At 48.2% G+C, this 19,032-nt stretch carries 14 protein-coding genes; 9 read left to right on the top strand and 5 right to left on the bottom strand.

Annotated features, from left to right (window positions below; translation table 11 throughout):
- Nucleotides 1–189, bottom strand: a complete 189-nt coding sequence (locus AC4PME_RS10510) for a hypothetical protein (protein WP_119500773.1) — start codon at nt 187–189, stop codon at nt 1–3.
- Nucleotides 190–310: 121 nt separating this feature from the next.
- Nucleotides 311–823 (bottom strand): phosphohistidine phosphatase SixA, encoded by a 513-nt coding sequence (sixA, locus tag AC4PME_RS10505; protein ID WP_119500772.1) that lies wholly within the window; start codon nt 821–823, stop codon nt 311–313.
- A gap of 176 nt (nt 824–999) precedes the next feature.
- Here sixA and AC4PME_RS10500 point away from each other — a divergent pair, with 176 nt between their 5' ends.
- From AC4PME_RS10500 to AC4PME_RS10490, 3 genes are all read left to right on the top strand, one after another.
- Nucleotides 1,000–3,750 (top strand): insulinase family protein, encoded by a 2,751-nt coding sequence (locus AC4PME_RS10500; RefSeq protein ID WP_491045859.1) that lies wholly within the window; start codon nt 1,000–1,002, stop codon nt 3,748–3,750.
- A gap of 182 nt (nt 3,751–3,932) precedes the next feature.
- Nucleotides 3,933–8,444, top strand: coding sequence for an EAL domain-containing protein (locus AC4PME_RS10495; protein ID WP_491045860.1), 4,512 nt, complete (start codon nt 3,933–3,935; stop codon nt 8,442–8,444).
- 232 nt (nt 8,445–8,676) lie between these two features.
- A complete protein-coding gene (locus tag AC4PME_RS10490; protein WP_491045861.1) occupies nt 8,677–8,832 on the top strand; it encodes a hypothetical protein in 156 nt (51 codons plus the stop codon).
- 91 nt (nt 8,833–8,923) lie between these two features.
- On the opposite strand, the gene AC4PME_RS10485 is transcribed toward AC4PME_RS10490, so the two are convergent.
- The 3 genes from AC4PME_RS10485 to fadI all read right to left on the bottom strand — a co-directional run bounded on the left by AC4PME_RS10485 (nt 8,924) and on the right by fadI (nt 12,752).
- The gene (locus AC4PME_RS10485; protein WP_491045862.1) at nt 8,924–9,127 is read right to left on the bottom strand and encodes a hypothetical protein; all 204 of its coding nucleotides are present in this window, start codon (nt 9,125–9,127) and stop codon (nt 8,924–8,926) included.
- A 155-nt stretch (nt 9,128–9,282) separates the two neighbouring features.
- Nucleotides 9,283–11,442, bottom strand: a complete 2,160-nt coding sequence (gene fadJ / locus AC4PME_RS10480; protein WP_491045863.1) for a fatty acid oxidation complex subunit alpha FadJ — start codon at nt 11,440–11,442, stop codon at nt 9,283–9,285.
- Complete coding sequence (fadI, locus tag AC4PME_RS10475; protein WP_491045864.1) at nt 11,442–12,752, bottom strand: acetyl-CoA C-acyltransferase FadI; 1,311 nt, start codon at nt 12,750–12,752, stop codon at nt 11,442–11,444. Before fadI ends, fadJ begins: the two co-directional genes overlap by 1 nt.
- A 388-nt stretch (nt 12,753–13,140) precedes the next feature.
- On the opposite strand from fadI, the gene AC4PME_RS10470 reads away from it, so the two are divergent.
- The 6 genes from AC4PME_RS10470 to AC4PME_RS10445 form a co-directional block, all read left to right on the top strand.
- On the top strand, nt 13,141–14,097 hold the full coding sequence (locus AC4PME_RS10470) for an AAA family ATPase (protein ID WP_491045865.1): 957 nt from the start codon (nt 13,141–13,143) through the stop codon (nt 14,095–14,097).
- 4 nt (nt 14,098–14,101) lie between these two features.
- Nucleotides 14,102–15,055 (top strand): DUF58 domain-containing protein, encoded by a 954-nt coding sequence (locus AC4PME_RS10465; protein ID WP_491045866.1) that lies wholly within the window; start codon nt 14,102–14,104, stop codon nt 15,053–15,055.
- The gene (locus AC4PME_RS10460; protein WP_491529589.1) at nt 15,052–15,579 is read left to right on the top strand and encodes a DUF4381 domain-containing protein; all 528 of its coding nucleotides are present in this window, start codon (nt 15,052–15,054) and stop codon (nt 15,577–15,579) included. The genes AC4PME_RS10465 and AC4PME_RS10460 overlap by 4 nt, the downstream gene beginning before the upstream one ends.
- A complete protein-coding gene (locus AC4PME_RS10455; RefSeq protein WP_119500765.1) occupies nt 15,572–16,591 on the top strand; it encodes a vWA domain-containing protein in 1,020 nt (339 codons plus the stop codon). The genes AC4PME_RS10460 and AC4PME_RS10455 overlap by 8 nt, the downstream gene beginning before the upstream one ends.
- A complete protein-coding gene (locus tag AC4PME_RS10450; RefSeq protein WP_491529588.1) occupies nt 16,588–18,543 on the top strand; it encodes a vWA domain-containing protein in 1,956 nt (651 codons plus the stop codon). The genes AC4PME_RS10455 and AC4PME_RS10450 overlap by 4 nt, the downstream gene beginning before the upstream one ends.
- Nucleotides 18,543–19,032, top strand: a 490-nt coding sequence (locus AC4PME_RS10445; RefSeq protein WP_491529587.1) for a BatD family protein, incomplete at its 3' end; no start/stop codon positions are given. The genes AC4PME_RS10450 and AC4PME_RS10445, both read left to right, overlap by 1 nt.

Genomic DNA, 19,032 nt, shown 5'->3' with positions numbered 1-19,032 from the left:
TTACTCTGATTTCTCTTTGGCCTGCGCTCTGCGGGCCAGTACCTGCGCTTTCGCCGCAGCAACTTTACCCGACAACACATTCAGTTTGCCTAGGATATCTTTTAGCTCCTCATCATCTCTGAGATCGGCTTCCGCCATATGACTCTCCAGAGATCGACGGAGCAAATCCGGAATAGATTTGGTCGTCATTAGGAATACTGCCCTGCGCAGCTGGTTACACTCTCACTAACCTGTTTATCGGTTAATAAACCAACTTCTGAAGCATTTTTTTGATTTTATTGAGAAAGCCTTAAGAATCTTTGGCTTAGGGTTACCCCTGGAAATGTGCGAGCAGTTCGCCATGCTGTTTCTGCACATTATAACGGACAACAGCAACTGAAGCGGTGGCAAACAGGCTGTTACTGGGTATGACACACACTTCATCAAGAAAGTAACTGACAAAGGGCATGTGACTGACCAGCAACATACGTTCAACAGGCTGACTTCTGCTCTGCGTGGCGGTGAACAGGGTGTCTACATAGTCGTGTGCGAGTTTTGGATTGCCTTCCGGAATAATGTCTTCACACAACTCCGTTTTATTAGCACTGATATCCAGACTGACCATGTCAAATGTTTGACGAGCACGGCGGTAAGGACTGATCAGAGCCAGATCTATTTGCCGGTCCGGGCAGTAGTTATCAATAAGCCAGTTAGCACTGACTGATGCCTGAGCCCTTCCATAATCGGTAAGCTGCCGGCTTTTATCATCAACCCGTAATGATTCCGCCTCACCGTGGCGCATGATAAACAATAAAATGTCGGCGTTGGAATTTTGACGTGGCATAGTTTAATGAATATGATGAAAGACTACACTGTAACCATAGCAGACCGGAAAAGACTAGCCTAGTACAAATATGTAAGACTTTAGGTGATACGGACGAGTAATCAATTCAGGAAGCGCAAGCGCCGGAAAGTTACCTTTTAAGAAATGCAGTAAAAAACATAAATAAAGAGAGCATTTTGACAACACCACTGAATCTGGAAAAAGCCACTTTCCATACGCTTCCAAATGGCCTGCGGGTCATGATTTACCAGCATGAACTGACACCCTCCACCTATGTTTCCATGTCTGTCCGTGCCGGCCATTTTTATGATCCCGAACAGTGTGAAGGTTTATCTCACCTCCTCGAGCACATGATGTTTCTGGGCAGTCGCCACTTGCCCAAGCCCAACAGTATTAACGATATGGTGGACAGTGCTGGCGGCAGTATTAACGCCTGGACCGGTACTGAGTTTGCTAATTACCATTTTCATTGCAGAAGTGCGGAACTCAAACGCATTCTTCCCGCTTTTGCAGATATGCTCAGACTCCCTTTGTTAGATAAAGACACTCTGGATAAAGAAATCAACGCAATCGAGGCGGAATTTCAATTTAAACGTAAAGATGATTTGCGCCGTCTTTATCAAATCCATAAAGAAACCGCGAATCCGGCCCATCCCTTCAGTAAATTTTCTGTAGGCAATGCTAATATTTTCCGCTCTTTACCGGAAGATGAATTGCATAAAGCGTTACACGATTATCATTGTCAGTACTACACTGCCAGCAACATGTGCCTGGCCATTTTTACCAGTGAAGACCCGGAAGATGTACTGGAACTGACACAGCAGAGCTTCACTGCATTCCGTCAGGGTGAAGAAGCGCCAAAAGAATGGCCGCCACTTTATAATGAAGAACAACTTGCGGTAGATATTAATATCATTCCGTTGCAAACTGCGCGGCGGATGATTGTCACCTTTGCTCTGCCCGGACTCCACCTGGATTACCGCACCAAACCGCTTAACTATTTAAGTCATCTCATCGGCGATGAAGGTGAAGGCAGCTTACTGGCCTGTCTGAAGGCTAAAAACTGGGTCACCAATCTGATAGCAGGCAGCGGGATTGAAGGCGATGACTTTAAAGATTTCAATGTCAGCTTTCAGTTAACCGAAGAAGGTCTGAATAACAGAGACAGCATACTGGAAGCCTTATTCGCATTCGCCAGACTCATTAAAAACAGCATTGATGAGAAGTGGCGGTATCAGGAAAAAGCGCATCTCGGCGCTCTGGCTTATCAGTATGAAGAGAATCCCAAGCTGCAAAGTATTGTTTGCGAATATTCCCAGCATCTGTTCACCTTTGACAGCGAAGAAATAAAACTCTTCAGAATCATTATTGACAGCTTTGACAAGCAGAAGCTGGAACACGCGCTGTCCTTTTTTACCCCCCATACAATGCGGGTAAAAATGATTGCGCCGGACCTTCCCACAGATTCGGTTTGCCGGCACTATAACGCCCGCTATCAAATGCGCCCTTTGCCTGAGGACTTATTGCACAAGCTGGCAGAGCCGGAAGCTTACAACGGTTTACAGTTACCTCCGCCCAATCCTTATCTGGGTGATGATTATCACCTTACTATTCCGGGCGATGATTATTTACTGCCAAGAGCGTTGGTCAGAGAAGAACATTTCGCATTCTGGTTTGCGCAGGACAACCAGTTCCACAGCCCGAAAGGCGATATTTATATTTCTTTCGATGCACCTGCATTTACTGACAACCTGATTGCAGTAGCGGCAAAACGTATCTGGCTCGCAGCGCTGAATGACCATTTGCAGGCAAAATATTACCGCGCAGAAATTGCCGGCCTGCATTACCGGATTTACGGGCATCAGGCTGGTTTTACCCTCCATACCCGGGGATTTTCGAATCATCAGGTCAAGCTGGCTGGTCAGCTGCTGGAAACTATCCATCAATTTATGCCTGAAGCATCCCAGTTTGAGCGCCTGAAAGCCATGCAAATTCAGACACTTGAAAATGCCCTGATGAATAAGCCTACCAACCGGTTGTTTTCACGGCTCAGCGTAATTGTTCAGCGCAATACACAAGCGCCGGTGGAGCTTTTGAAGGCAGTCCGTGAATGTTCTTTCGAAGATATGACAGACATTTGCCGGCAGGCGCTGGATAAATATTTTGTCGAGAGCTTTATGCATGGCAACTGGCCTGCAGAAGAAGCCTCTACCTTTGCAGAGCATTTAAAAGGTGCCTGTCCCGGCGCCGGTTGTCAGCCATTGTCCCGCGCTGTGACCCAATTACCTGTTGGCGAAGCCCTCTATCACGAAGTCATATGTGAACACGATGACGCGGCAGTAGTGCTTTATCTGCAGGCGCCCGGTAACAGCCTGAAAGACACCGCCATGTGTATGGTGCTGGAACAAATGCTCGCCGCACCGTTTTTCAATGTACTCAGAACAGAAAAGCAACTCGGGTACGTGGTTGGCACCGGCTATGTGCCTCATAACCAGCATCCGGGTATGGCTTTCTACATTCAAAGTCCGTCTCACGAACCGGAAGTTTTGCTTAAAGAAATGACCTCCTTTCTGTTTGAGCAACTTAATGAAATCGATTTTTACCGCTTCTACTGGTCAACCATTCAAAAGAATCTGCTAAAACAGATGGAAGAGCGAGATTTATCCCTGTCGATGAAATCGCAAAGGCTGTGGGTAAGCCTGGGCATTCAGGACCATTGTTTTGACAGGAACAGTAAGCTTGCCGACCTGATTTGCAGACTGTCTTTTACCGATATACAGGACTACGCCAACGCGCTGGCCAAACGAAGCCTGTTCGGCGAACTGGTATTGTTTGCACCCGGTAAATTCAAAGGTATCGACGTACCTCAGGACAGATTGCTCAGCGACCTGTCATCGTTCAAAAAGCAAACACCTTATTTTGACTGATTTTTCACGATAAATAGGGTGTAAACTTTAAAGTGGATAAGAATTAACCTCCTCTGCCCCCTATCCGGAAAAAAACTTGTAGATATTGGCTGATTTCGGCATATTGAACCTTCGGTTTGAATGGATGCTGCCGATAATAAACGTAATTAAAACGATAAAATAATACGGCCAAAGGTGTATTGGTGCGCTCAACCTTAATCTGGATTTTTGTCAGCTGCATTCTGCTGCCGGGGTATTTGCTCTGTGCGGAGAGTAAGGCTGTATCAATCACAGACATTTACTTCCAGAATATCTCGCAAAAAGATGGTATTTCAGACCATAGCATTCTGGATATTGTTGAAGACAAGAACGGAAGCTTGTGGATTGCCACACTCACCGGCCTGCACCGTTATACCGGTTATTCAGAAGGTGCTAAACAGTATCACCCTCAGACTTCAAATCCCCGCTCTCTGCCTTCGACATGGATAAACGATCTGTTTATCGACGATAGCGGCACGCTTTGGGTAGGCACGGACCAGGGCCTGGCGAAATACAATGCTCAAACTGACGACTTTACTGTCATCGCTTTTGAAGCCAATACGTCAAAATCTAAATACATCAGAAAAATAATAGCAGACGAAAACGGTCGCTTGCTTGTCAGTACCTATGACGAAATTTACCGCCTGCAACCCGATGGTAAGGTATTGATCCCGGCTTTTCGTGGCACAAAGTTACCCGATGATATGCTGGTAATTTATAATGAAGCACACCGTTTATGGATAGGAACAAAGAACCACGGCGCTTTCATTCTGAATAAAAACAGTGACCAGATATTCCCGCTTTCAAAAGTGAATCCTTATGGTTATTCAGTCGCTCAAAGCCGTGTACATGACATCAAGGTTATCGACGGGGAATACTGGCTGGCAACGGGGGATGGAATTACAAAGATTGCCAATAACGGCGAAATCTCTTATTTGGGCAATTCAGAAGACAACCAGCCAGTTAAACTATCTACCACGTCTACATTCACGCAGGTCGGAGATATCGTCTGGATAGGTACTCACAAAGGACTGGCTATCTATGACCTCAGGAAAAGACAATTCATCGCAGCAGGCCAGAAAAGCGCAGAACTTACCGGCTTGACCCAAAAAATTATCTTTTCTATTCAGGCTGACAGCAATGGCAGTGTGTGGGTAGGCACCTACTCCGGTTTGTTCAGATACCAGCCAAAACTTAGTGCTGTCCGCACGTTTGAAAACAGAAAAGAATTTCAGAAAGCTTCCGTTATTTCAACCATCTGGGCCATCGATGAAGATGCGAATGGTGATTTATGGTTTGTCACGCAAAATGAAGGTTTGGGTAAGTTTGATCGTGATCTTGGCACCATTGACTACTACGCAATTGATAATAAAAATAATTACTGGGACCTGGTAATTGACGAAAATGGTTATTTTTGGGTAGCCAGTACGGATGGAATTTACATTTATGAACTAATAAATGGCAAATTACATTTATTGACAGTATTTCTAAAGGGAAGCGTCGTCGAAAGCTTGTTTTACGATGGTCAATTTGTTTGGCTTAGTCTCGACGATGGTCAATTAGTCTCTATACCAACATCAACTCTAGGAAATTCCGAACATATTGGTTATCCAGAAGAATTAATGACCACATATCAGGTGCCGTATACGGAAACGATTCTGGTTCCGTTATTTTCTGATAATGAGCGCAGACTTTGGATTTCAACTCCAGACAAAATTTTAGTATTTGATCCGGCACTCAGTAAAATCGTTAAAGAAATAAAGGACCCTTCTGACAGAAGTTTCAGAGCCATGAATGTATATTACTGGCGTAACTTCTACTGGGTCACCACGTTCTATAATGGCGTCATTAAAATAAATGCCAATAGTCTTGAAATAGAAGGCAGGCAACAAGTTGTTCAGGATGCAGGAGTAACATTTTCTGCTCAGGGCCGTGACAGTTCAGTGTGGTATACAAATCAACTGGGGATCACGAGAGTGGATTTGTTCACTCTTGAATCCAAAGACAATATTTCCAGAGAATCATTGGGTTATAACGAGTTTAGTGAGAGGGCTGCAATACTAACCTCTGATGAAGCATTGGTTTTTGCGGGTTCAAAAGGGTTTAATATTTTAACTAAGTCTTTTATAGACAAAGAGTTAATTGATAACTCTCAAACCAGACCGCCACATCTATTTGATTTGAAAATTTTTGGGTCCACAACTCTGAATGATTCGGAGAATGAAGCTAAGTCAACCAATACCAGTATCCTAGAGAAATCGGAGTATCATCTCGATTACGAACAATCCCGTTTCAGTATCACTTTCGGACTGATTAATCCGGTCACTCCTGAAGATGTGATTTACCGTTATCGCATGGCAGGGAATGTAGACGACTGGTTCCCTACTGATGGTAGCCGACTGGCACAATTCAGTAATGTGCCTTTCGGCAATTATGTCTTTGAAGTGCAGGCCAAGGAAGGGGATAAAACCTGGTCTGACAGCACCAGCTTTAAAATATCTGTTGGCCGGCCTTTCTGGTTACACAGTGCAGCACTGGTGTTTTACGCCTTTATAGCACTTTCGGTACTCTTTTACATTCTGCGCCAGTACCAGTTACGCAAGCAGGGACAGCGGGCTATACAAGAGTCGGAAGAACGGCTGAAACTTACCCTGTGGAGCTCCGGCGATGAACTCTGGGACTGGGACGTTTACCGTGGTCAGGTTTATCGTGCCAACACATGGGGCACGCTGGATTTCCCTCAGGACAACATCCGTACGTCCAGTGCTTATGATGCCAATATTCATCCTAATGATGTCATGCGTGTTCAGGAAGCCTTAAAAGCCCATCTGGAAGGTAAATCTGAATTTTATGAGCTGGCCTACCGGGCGAAAACTTTCTCTAACTCGTGGATTTGGGTACTCGACCGCGGCAAGGTGGTACAGCGTGATCATAATCAGCAACCCATGCGGATGACGGGTACGCTGAAAAACATTCATCACCTGAAAGAAGCAGAAGAACAGTTAAACCTGTTCAAACGGTCTATTGAGAATATCTCCGAAGGGGTATTCATTACCGACACCAATTTCCGTTACATCTCGGTCAATAACGCCTATTGCGGTTATACCGGAGAAAGCCGTGATCAGGCACTGGCTTCGTACATGTACTTTAACCAGTATCCGGATGCCTTTACTGAAGAAATTAAGAAAACATTGCGCACCAAAGGTAACTGGTTTGGCGAGGTCGAATCAGCGCGGGTGAACGGTGAGCGTTACGAGATGGAACTGAATATCGATGCCGTACATGATGACGATGGCCGTATCAGTCATTTTGTGGGTGTATTCTCTGACATCACATCCCGTAAGAGCACAGAAAAAGAATTGCTGAAGCTGGCGAATACCGACCCGCTGACAGAGCTCCCCAACCGCTCTTTCTTCCAGGCCAGCCATCAAAACCTGGTCCGTAAAGCAGCGTCTCATACCCTGCTCTGTCTGGACATGGACAACTTTAAGAAGATTAATGATTCCCTTGGCCACCAGACCGGCGACGTGCTGATTAAGCAAATCGCCAAGCGCTTACAGCGTATTACCGGCACTACGGCAACCTGTTACCGTCTTGGCGGTGATGAATTCAGTGTTCTGATGGAAGATCAGGCAGACATCCACACTATTACCCATTATGCACAGGACATTCTGGATAATCTGTCACGGCCTTTCATTATTAATAAGCAGGAATTTGTACTTGGTGCCAGTATCGGCATCGCCTTTTATCCTGATGACGGTAAAACACCGCAGGAAATGCTGAAAAACGCAGATACTGCTATGTACTTTGCGAAAAACAATGGTGGTAATACCTATAAGTTCTTCAGTGGTGAAATGAACCAAAATGCTGTGCGTCAGTTGCAGATAGAAAACCTGATCCGTCAGGGCATTAAAGACGATCTGTTCACGGTTTATTACCAGCCTAAAGTTGATATTGCCTCGGGTAAGCTGGTGAGTATGGAAGCCCTGGTGCGCTTTGAACACCCGCAAAAGGGGATTGTCAGTCCGGGGCAGTTTATTCCGCTGGCAGAACAAACCGGACAAATAGTCGAAATTGGTGAACAGGTACTGCGTAAGGCCTGTGCAGATACCAAACGCTGGGTTAACGCCGGCTTGTTCTCCGGCCGTGTAGCGGTGAATATTTCTGCCAAGCAGTTTGAGTTGCCAAACCTGGACGACCGGATTGAGCAGATCCTGAAGGAAGTAGGGTTATCCCCTCTTCATCTGGAGTGTGAAATTACCGAAGGCACGCTGATGGAGAATCCGGACCAGGGTCTGGAAATGATGAAGCGTCTGCGGGACCGGGGCATTCACCTGGCACTGGATGACTTCGGAACAGGCTATTCTTCATTAGCGTATCTTAAGCGCTTCCCGCTGAATACACTGAAAATCGATAAAGCGTTTATTGACGACATTGCAGAAAGCAGCACAGACCGGCATATGGCTGCCGCTATCATCAATATTGCCCATAATCTGGGGCTAAAAGTGGTCGCTGAAGGTGTGGAACAGGAAAAACAACTGACGATTTTACGTCGCTACGAATGTGAAATGTTACAGGGTTATTTGTACTCAAAACCACTGAATGCTGAACGATTTGAGAAATTACTTCAGGAAAATCAAAAGCTTTACAACCTCATCGGTCAGAATTCTTACTGATCTCCCCTGCGTCAAAAATAAGGCGTAGTACACATCTTAATTTATTGCAAATCTTTTTTTCTGGCACCATCAAAATTCAATTTAAAAACAACATATTTAACTTACTGAAAAATAAGAGTTTTAAAACTTTCATACTACTAAAGGTTTAGGTTGGCACGCATATAGCTATATCTCTGGTGCACCGGCGAGAACGGTGTTGTTTGTTCAAATAAAAAATCAGAGGATATTTATAATGTTAAAAGCAGCCGCTGTAGCACTAGCACTTTCCACAACTGCACCTGTCACTGTAGAAGAAGGCGCCAAGCCTGTTGAGAAACAACAGGAAGCCACTACGCAGTTTCAGAAGATGAAACCTTGTACACACCTGAACGCTTGTGACCTGAACTAAAATTTTGTTCAGCACACAAAAAAAGTCAGAACAGTCTGACTTTTTTTATGCCTGAAATTCGCCACGGAAGGCGATTCTGAGCCTTTTAAGGCTAAGCGGCAAACACTGGTCCGCGATACCCTGCAATTTCACGCCACAGTAAGTACCGCTTCATATTAAACAGCGGGAAAAGTGCCGGCCCCAGTAATAAACCACCTACTGCCCAGCGTTTCGCATTCATTCCGGCTTTCATTGCTGCAACGTAATATCCCGCAGCACAACCCCCAAACACCATTAAAGCCAGAAAAACCATCATAGGAAAAATAACCTCTTGATTAACTACGCCAAAAAATTGACTACAAAATAACCAAACCGGTTGCAGTGTACTTATTTTGACCACGAAAGCCAGTTAAAACACCGCTTAAAACAAAAAAGTCGGGAAAAGCCCGACTTTTTAACATTATAAAAACATCAGTAAAACGTTTTGTTTTCTTTTGCCATTTCCTTTAAACATTCAGCCGGAGTGAATTTCGGATCAACACTGCCCGCCAGTTGTGTCAGCTTGTTGACTACGGTATCCAGTCCTAATGTGTCCATGTAGCGGAACGGACCTCCAAGGAATGGCGGAAAGCCGATACCAAAGATTGCCCCGATATCGCCGTCGCGGGCACTGCGTATCACACCTTCGTCCAGACAACGTGCAGCTTCATTCAGCATCATCAGAACACAGCGTTCCGCGATGGCCCTTTCGCTGAGTTTCTTCGACGGGGTCACACCAAGCACGGCATAAATGGATTCATCCACTTCCTTACCGGGTTTCTTACCTTCGTACAAATAAAAGCCTTTGCCATTCTTTTTCCCTTTACGGTCATCAGCCAGCACTTTGTCAAATGCCGCAGGCGCTTCGAAACGGCTGCCAAACTGTTCAACCAGAAACGGAATAATCTTGGTCCCGACGTCAATGCCGACTTCGTCCAGTAACTTAACCGGCCCCACAGGGAAACCAAACTTCACCAGCGACTTATCGATATACTCCACCGGCTCACCAGCCAGCAGTAAACAGGCCGCTTCGTTCATATAAGGAGCAAGAATACGGTTCACATAGAACCCCGCCCCGTCCTTCACCACAACCGGGGTTTTCCCCTGCTTGCGGGCAAACTCTACGGTGGTTGAAATAGTCTCGTCTGACGTTTTGTCATGAGCGATAACTTCCGCAAGCGGCATTTTGTCTACCGGAGAGAAGTAATGCAGGCCAATAACATTCTCCGGCCGTTGTGCCTTCGCAGCAATGTCGGTGATCGGAATGGAGGATGTATTTGAAGCGAAAATCGTTTCAGCTTTGCAGTTGGCTTCAACATCAGCCACCATCTGTTGCTTCAGAGCAAGATCTTCAAATACCGCTTCAATCACAATATCAGCGTCCTGAAAACCACGGTAGTCAAGACTTCCGGTGAGTAAGGAAAGCTGTTTTTGCATTTCACTTTTCAGCATGAAGCGCTTTTTCACTTTCTTGTTAAGAATGTCGTAGCTGTACTTCATCGCATTGGCGATACCTTCCTCACGAACATCTTTTATCCGTGCAGGGACACCGGCTTTGGTTGCCGTTACATAAGCAATACCGCCGCCCATCAGGCCACCGCCGAGTACACCGGTTTTATGCACTTTGGCAGGCTTCACGCCTTCCACACCATGTTCTTTCTTCATCTCAGTGGTGGCGAAGAAAATTTGACGCAACTGGAATGACTCCGGTGTCATCACCAGCTTACCGAAGGCATCAGCTTCTGCATTAAGCCCGGCTTTCATACCGTCATTCAGACCGGTTTCAATGACATCAATGATCATCGCCGGTGCCGGATAGTTACCTTTTGTTTTCGCAAAAGTCTGCTCTCTGGCTTTCTTAAACAAAAGATTACGGCCGAAACGATTTTGTTCCAGTGCTTTATTCACCAGGCCTTTTTGCGGGGCATCACGGTGTGGCTTTGCTTTAAGCGCAAATTGTTCAGCCACATCAAGCAATACACTTTGCGGCACCATGTCATCTACAATACCGTATTTCTTCGCCTGCTTAGCACGGGCCGGAGCGCCGGTGAGCATCATTTTCATTGCCTGCTGTACACCAATCAGGCGCGGTAACCGCTGGGTTCCGCCACTGCCGGGCAGCAAGCCTAACTGAACTTCTGGTAAGCCCAGCTGTGTCTTAGGTGAATCGGTACAAATACGGTAATGGCAAGCCAGTGCCAGTTCCAGTCCACCACCCAGGGCAGGGCCATGAATAGCGGCAACAAAAGTAGCTTTCATATTCTCAATGCGATCAAACACAGCCTGACCACCGGCCGCCAGCGCTCTGGCATCAGCCTCAGTTTCACAGGCTGCAAGCATTGTAATGTCAGCCCCCGCAACGAAGGAAGAAGGCTTTCCGCTTGTCAGCACAACACCTTTAATGCTGCTGTCGCTCTCTATTTCATCAAGGACCGCAGAAATTTCGTCTCCGAAAGCCGCTTTCAGCGTATTCATTGACTCGCCCGGAACATCCATCGTCAGAATGGCAACACCATTGTCCTGTCTTGTGAGGGTAAATGCTTTGGCAGATGAATCACTCATAACCACGTCCTGATTTTCCTGTTCGCTCATTATTCTGTCTCCACAATCATGGCTGCGCCTAAGCCACCGGCAGCACATGCTGTCAGCAATCCGCTTCCGCCGCCACGGCGCTGTAACTCATTCAACATCTGGGTGATCATCCGGGTGCCGGTAGCAGCAAAGGGGTGACCATAGGCGATAGAGCTGCCCATCACGTTAAATTTGTCCATGTCGATTTCGCCGGTAGCTTTATCACGACCCAGTTTTTCTTTAGCGAATTTGTCGCTGGCAAACATTTTCACGTTGGCCAGTGTCTGGGCTGCAAATGCCTCGTGCATTTCAATCAATGTAAGGTCGTTCAGCGACATGCCGGCTCTGTCCAGCGCCATTGGCGTGGCATAAGATGGTCCCATCAGCATATCTTCCCACACATCAATAGCTGCGAAGGCGTAGCTGCGGATGTAACCTAACGGGGTGTAGCCTAATGCTTTGGCTTTGCTTTCCGTCATCATCAGTACTGCAGATGCACCATCAGTCAGCGGCGTTGCGTTAGCGGCTGTAACGGAACCGTATTTCTTATCAAATACAGGGCGCAGTTTGGCGTAGCCTTCCACCTTTGAGTCAAAACGAACGTTGTTATCTTTACCCAGCGCGCCTTTGAACGGCTCTGCATAGGCCGTCATTACCTCGTTATCCAGCTTACCTTCATTCCAGCTTGCAGCCGCCAGAGAATGAGAACGGTGTGCCAGTTCATCCTGAGACTGTCGTGAGATACCGTGAGTCTTGGCCATCTGCTCTGCTGTCTGCCCCATGGACAAGCCTGTAGAATATTCTGCAACTGCTGGCGGGACAGGCATTAAATCTTTCAATCCCAGCTTTTTAACAATGGCCCACTTCTGACCGACTGTCTTTGCTTTTTGCAGATCCACCAGTGCACGGGCAAGTTTTTTCGACACACCAATTGGCGATACAGATGTTGAATCGGCACCACCGGCAATACCAACTTCTACGGTACCGGCCATCATGCTCTCTGCAATGTTAACCGTGCTTTGAAAGCTGGTGGCGCAGGCACGGGACACACTGTAAGCGTCGGTGTGCACATTCATGCCAGTACCCAGAACGATCTCGCGGGCAATGTTGGGCGCTTCCGGCATTTGCACAACTTGTCCGTACACCACCTGGTCCACCAGCTCCGGTGATACGCCATTACGGATGAGCAGTTCATTGACCACCATCTTGCCCAGATCAACGGCGGGCACACCGTGGAAATACGTTGCCATTTTCGCGAATGGCGTACGTAATCCTGCGACTATCGCGATTCTGTCACCGTTACGGGTTGTGACTGATTGTTTAGCTGTCATGTTGCACCTGAATTAAATGACCCTAAGTGGTCAGACCTGTAAAGAGTTAGATTTTTACAAACAATGAACAAAATAGCAAATTTCCCCTGCAGGCAGTTCATCCTGAAAAATTGCCAGCTTATCCAAGAGCCTGAAACTAATGTAGTTTAAGAACATCACAAAGCCCATTAACGGCTATACAATAAATTCACGCCGGTGGCTTGAAGCGCAGGATTCGGCCCTTATTATGTATAAGTACTCATCCGGCTATGTAAAAGATTGCATTGCGTTGTCTGCCCTACCGGTTCATTTGCAAGGTTGCACAGAACACAGGTACAACTGAGTGATCAGTTAGCCGGTCGACGTAATTGTGCGCTGGTTTCAAAAAATAAAAGTGGATTAAATCACTATGTCTGCAGAGCAGTTTCAACAACTTCATACTTATTTAGACTCCCAGATTATTGGTCAGAGTGAACTGACGAAAAGCCTGTTGATTGCGCTTTTAGCCGATGGACATATGCTGGTTGAAGGCCCGCCGGGGCTGGCAAAAACCCGGGCGATTAATGCACTTGCTCATGGTATTGACGGCGACTTCCACCGTGTTCAGTTTACCCCTGACCTGTTACCGGCAGATTTAACCGGGACAGACATTTATCGTCCTGAGACCGGTGAGTTTGTATTTCAGCAGGGCCCGCTTTTCCATAACCTGGTGCTGGCTGACGAAATTAACCGGGCGCCTGCCAAAGTGCAGTCTGCGCTGTTAGAAGCCATGGCCGAACGTCAAATTACAGTAGGGAATAAAACTTATGCGTTACCCCCTCTGTTCCTTGTCATGGCCACACAAAACCCCCTCGAGCAGGAAGGAACCTACCCGTTGCCGGAAGCTCAACTTGACCGCTTCCTGATGCACGTGAGTATTGATTACCCGGGCGCTGATACTGAGCTGTCGATTCTGCGCCTAACCCGGGATGAAGAGCTGAAAAAAGCCACCGTAGCGCCACCTTCTCTGAGCCAGCAGGATATATTCACTGCCAGAAATGCTGCCTTGTCTTTATATATGGCACCGGAACTGGAGCAATACCTTGTTCAGATCGTTATGGCCACCCGTACGCCTGAAGCGTTTGATACAAAAATGGCGAACTGGATAGAATTTGGCGTAAGCCCGCGGGCCACCATTGCCCTTGACCGCTGTGCCCGTGCCCACGCCTGGCTTGCCGGACGTGATTTTGTCGGGCCGGACGACATTCAGGCTGTGGCGCATAATGTGTTACGTCACCGGATTATTTTGTCTTACGAAGCCGAAGCGGAAGGCATTACCGTGGATCAGGTACTGGACAACATTTTAAACCTGGTGGCAGTACCTTAAGCTGATGAACGCCGTACATGATACGCTGGCGGCACTGAAAAGCGACGGGGTAAATCTGTCGCTGAGTGAGTTGATCCGTTACCAGCAACTAACCAAACTGCTAAATCTGAAACCGGCTACACCGCCCCGGGCACTGATGTCCGGTGGATACCTGAGCCGGCACAAAGGCCGCGGCATGGAGTTTGATGAAGCCAGACATTACCAGCCGGGCGACGATATCCGTGCTATTGACTGGCGGGTCACCGCCCGCACCGGCAAAACCCACACGAAAATATACCGTGAAGAGCGGGAACGGCCGGTATTTATTTTATGCGATTTAACCGCCGGCATGCAGTTTGGTAGTCAGTTGCTGCTGAAATCTGTACAGGCTGCCCATATCGCCGCCCTGCTGAGCTGGTCTGCCGCCGCACGGGGCGATAAAGTCGGTGCATTTATTTTTAACGACACCATGCACCGGGAATGCAAGCCACTTTCCCGTCAGCGTGCTGTGTTATCTCTGTGTCATGAGTTGATCCGCGTGCAGCAGGGGGCAGCTCAAAAAGACACACAGACGTCACAGGCATTTTCAGATGCCTGCCTCAGGCTACGCCGTTTAGCCAGACCGGGCAGCCTGGTTTATTTAATTTCCGATTTTGAAAACCTGCAGCAAGGCGCAGAACAGCCCCTCAGTCATCTTGCCAGACATTGCGACGTACATGCTATCCGCGTGGGCGATCCCATGGATACCCATCTGCCCGACGTAGCGGTATCTCAGCAAGTCAGCGTGACCAATGGCGCAGATGAACAAAGCTGGCTGCTGGGCGATAAGTCCCTGGGTAAGAAATACAGTCAGTGGCGGGGAGAAGTAAGAACGGGTATTGAAAGCTTCTTCCAGTCGAAAATGATCAAATTCAGCCAGGTTTCCGCCGGTTTACCCCTGGAGCAGCAGCTTGAAATGCTGGGGAGGCAGCCACGATGACACCTCCTGCCGGACAAAATCCGTTAGATCAGTTAAAAGCTATTCACACACCGGCTGACGTCAGCGCGTGGCCGCTTGCCTGGGGTTGGTGGGCACTGATTGCTGTTGTACTTATTATTCTTATCAGTGCCGGAATCATGTGGCGGAAACAACGCAGGTTTACCGGTGCGAAACGGGAAGCCCTCACCCTCCTTGCCAGCACAGATACGCAAGTAAGCACTGCCCCGGCAAATATCAATGCCATCCTGAAGCGGGTCAGCCGTCATTATGATGAAAAGGCAATGGCTTCATCCAGGTCGGGAGAAGAATGGCTAAATTACTTAACGACAGCCCTGCCCGAAAAAGAACGCGCATCATTTACCGCAGGATTTTCACCGGCGAACAGTAACATGTACCGTCCGCAAGGCGTCACACCGGACCAGGCAGAAGCGATGAAATCCGCTGCCCTGTTATGGGTGCGAAAAGCGCGTATTTATACCTTTTCTTTACGCAGTTCTGTAAAGGAGTCAGCCCGCAATGTTTGAATTTGCATGGTGGTGGGCATGGTTCGCCCTTCCGTTACCTTTATTATTTATGTTGCTTCCGGCTCAGCCGCGCTCACAGGGCGCGGCACTTAAAGTGCCCGCATTAATTCCGGGTAGCGAAAGCGCTGTGAATAAACCCGGGCGCTCCCGGTGGCTGACGCTCATTGCCGTCTTAAGCTGGACCTTACTGGTCTGCGCCGCTGCCCGCCCCCAATGGCTGGGCGAACCGGTGAGTATCCCCAATGAAGGCCGGGAATTAATGCTCGCGGTGGACTTGTCCGGCAGTATGAAAATTGATGATATGGAAGTTAACGGCCGTCAGGTGAACCGCCTGGTCATGATAAAATCTGTCCTCCACGATTTTATTGAACGCCGTGTCGGCGACCGTCTCGGTTTAATTCTGTTTGCAGACACCGCTTACCTTCAGGCACCGCTTACCTACGACCGTCAAACCGTTGCTACCCTGCTGGATGAATCTGTCATTGGTCTGGTCGGGGAGCAAACGGCTATCGGCGATGCGATAGGTCTTGCGGTAAAACGTTTTAAAAAACGTGAAGACTCTAACAAAGTGGTGATTCTGCTGACCGACGGTCAGAATACGGCAGGAAATATTACACCGGAGCAAGCTAAAGAGTTGGCAATTGAGAGCGGCGCGACGGTTTATACAATCGGCGTCGGGGCAGATAAAATGCTCATCCGCAGCTTTTTTGGCAGCCGTCAGGTCAACCCTTCTCAGGAGCTGGACGAAGATATGCTCACCGATCTTGCGGAATCTACCGGTGGTCAGTATTTCCGTGCCCGCAATGCACAGGAACTGAATAGTATTTATGAGACGCTGGACAAACTTGAACCCGTCGAAGGGGAAGCAAGAAAACTCCGTCCACGCACTGCCCTGTTCTTTTATCCCTTATCGCTGGCCTTACTGTTAACAGTATTACCGGCGCTGCTATATTGCTTTAAAAATATCTGGTACCGGGTAAACGGCCGTACACGCGCAGGAGGACAAGCATGAATTTTCCTGTTCACGATTTTCATTTTCTCCGCCCGGAATGGTTTGTCGCCCTGCTCCCCCTGTGTCTGCTGATAATGCTTATCAGGCAATATCGCCGCAGTCAGTCAGGCTGGCAAAGTGTTATCCCATCTCATCTTTATAAGCATCTTATTGCCGGCAAAGCCGTTGCAGGAAAGCAGGCTCCGCTCAGTCTTCTTGCTTTGTGCTGGTTTATCTGTGTGGTTGCCCTTGCAGGACCGGTTTGGGAGCGTTTGCCCCAGCCTGTTTTTCAGGTGCAGGAAGGCCATGTTGTTGTCATTGATATGTCGCTGTCGATGCGTGCAACCGATGTTTCGCCGGACAGATTAACCCGTGCCAAATATAAAGCCATTGATCTGATAAACAGCATTGATGAAGGCGAAACGGGACTGGTCGCCTACGCCGGTGATGCATTCACTATCAGTCCGCTGACTGCGGATGCCGGCAACCTGGTTGCCCTGTTACCCGGATTAAGCCCTGAGATTATGCCTGTCGCCGGCAGTGATCCTTACCGGGGCATTCAGGAAGCGGCAGACTTGCTGCAAAACGCCGGCTATCAGCAAGGGAATATTTACTGGCTGACCGACGGTATTACCCTGCCACAGGCTCAGGATCTGCGCTCTCTTATCAGTGAGTTGCCTTATACGGTGAATATTTTAGGTGTGGGCACGGAGGAAGGTGCGCCAATCCGTCAGCTTGACGGGCAGTTATTAAAAGATCAGCGCGGTCAGATTGTTATCCCAAAACTACGGGGTCAGCAGCTGCAGAATCTCGCCGGTGCATCAGGCGGTGCATACAGCAAGCTGTCTGCAGGCGACAGTGATATTAAACGTCTTACAGGCCGGAATTTACTGCACAACAATGCAGAAGAAACCGGAGAACAAACGTCTCAGGATGGCGATCAGTGGGCAGAGCTGGGTCCCTGGCTGTTGTTGTTGATTTTACCCTTTGCCGCTTACGCTTTCCGTCGCGGAGTAATACTCACCCTATTACTGGTTCCTTTGCTTGTTGCCACGCCACAACCGGCCTTTGCACAGGCCGGCGGGCCGGTCACAGACGGGGAACCGGAAGCAGAAACGCCGGTAACTTCCTGGTATGAAACGCCGTTTCTGAATGCCGACCAGCAGGGCGCAAAAGAATACGACGCAGGCAACTTTAATACCGCTGCAGATACCTTCAAATCTGCGGAATGGCAAGGTGCAGCAGCTTATGAGTCCGGTAATTATGAGCAGGCACTGGATGCATTTTCCCGCTCAAACAGTACAGATGCCGTGTACAACCAGGGCAATGCACTGGCGCAACTGGGGAAGCTGGATGACGCCATTGCCCGTTACGATGAGGTATTAAAGCGGGATCCGGAACATGCTGATGCGAAAGCCAATAAAGCCCTGCTTGAGCAAATGAAACAGGAACAGGAAAAACAACAGCAGGAACAGCAAAACCAGCAACAAAACCAGGACCAGCAGGATCAGAACGGGGGTAACCAGCAGCCTCAGGACGGCCAGCAGGGTCAGAATGATGAGAATAACGGCAGCGACGAACAGCAACAGAACGATCAGTCACAGTCTTCCGGTGACCAGCAACAGCAAGGCGGTAAAGGAGAGGTTCAGCAGAGCGAAAATCGCAATGAAGAGTCTCAGTCGCCCGGCCAGGAACAACAGAATGAACAAGCTGACGGTCAGGAAGCAGAAAACGAAGATAGCGAGTCACAGTCTCCTGCACAGGCAGATGAAGGTGATCAACAGCAACAAAATCAGTCAGCGCAGGCTCAGACCGGCGAACTGACAGACGAAGAAAAAGAAAAAATGCAACGTTTGGATAATTTGATGAAGAAGATCCCTGATGATCCTGCATTTCTGCTTAAACGCAAAATGCAACTTGAAGCACAACAACGACGTCGTCAGGGACCGCCATCAAACCGGAGCGAGTGGTAATGAAACAATCTCTCTTTTCAATCTTTCTCTTTCTGTGCCTGGCACCTCCGGCACTGGCTGACGTCACCCGGGTTGAAGCAACTATTGATAAAAATCCGGTGATGGTGGACGAAGCGATACAATTAACTGTCACCGCTCAGGGTGATCCTGCCAGGGAAGCGTTCGACAGCTCCCCCTTACTGAAAGACTTTGTGGTTGGCCGCACATCGGTGAGCACACAAACACGTATTATCAACTTTGATAAAGAAGAAACCGTTACCTGGACGACTACTCTGTTTCCCCGTGGTGAAGGTAACTTTACGATCCCTGCGCTGACTGTAGAAGGAAAGCAAACAAAACCTTTGACGGTAAACGTGATTCCGGTACAGGCCGGTCAGGATGAACCCGCCAGAGATTATTATCTGACGACGGATGTGGACACCAGTGAGGTCTATCTTCACCAGCAGTTACTTTACACTGCCAAATTATATCTGGCGTCCAATATTGAAC

It is taken from the genome of Alteromonas sp. (assembly GCF_984505615.1).
The sequence above is the reverse complement of the archived record's forward strand: the minus strand, read 5'-3'. Positions and strand labels throughout refer to the sequence as shown.

Coding starts and splice junctions, on each gene's coding strand:
- AC4PME_RS10490 (WP_491045861.1), top strand. CDS start 8,677: ATGTTAAAAGCAGCCGCTGTAGCACTAGCACTTTCCACAACTGCACCT.
- fadJ (WP_491045863.1), bottom strand. CDS start 11,442: ATGAGCGAACAGGAAAATCAGGACGTGGTTATGAGTGATTCATCTGCC.
- sixA (WP_119500772.1), bottom strand. CDS start 823: ATGCCACGTCAAAATTCCAACGCCGACATTTTATTGTTTATCATGCGC.
- AC4PME_RS10485 (WP_491045862.1), bottom strand. CDS start 9,127: ATGATGGTTTTTCTGGCTTTAATGGTGTTTGGGGGTTGTGCTGCGGGA.
- AC4PME_RS10450 (WP_491529588.1), top strand. CDS start 16,588: ATGAATTTTCCTGTTCACGATTTTCATTTTCTCCGCCCGGAATGGTTT.
- AC4PME_RS10455 (WP_119500765.1), top strand. CDS start 15,572: ATGTTTGAATTTGCATGGTGGTGGGCATGGTTCGCCCTTCCGTTACCT.
- AC4PME_RS10465 (WP_491045866.1), top strand. CDS start 14,102: ATGAACGCCGTACATGATACGCTGGCGGCACTGAAAAGCGACGGGGTA.
- AC4PME_RS10460 (WP_491529589.1), top strand. CDS start 15,052: ATGACACCTCCTGCCGGACAAAATCCGTTAGATCAGTTAAAAGCTATT.
- AC4PME_RS10470 (WP_491045865.1), top strand. CDS start 13,141: ATGTCTGCAGAGCAGTTTCAACAACTTCATACTTATTTAGACTCCCAG.
- AC4PME_RS10510 (WP_119500773.1), bottom strand. CDS start 189: ATGACGACCAAATCTATTCCGGATTTGCTCCGTCGATCTCTGGAGAGT.
- fadI (WP_491045864.1), bottom strand. CDS start 12,752: ATGACAGCTAAACAATCAGTCACAACCCGTAACGGTGACAGAATCGCG.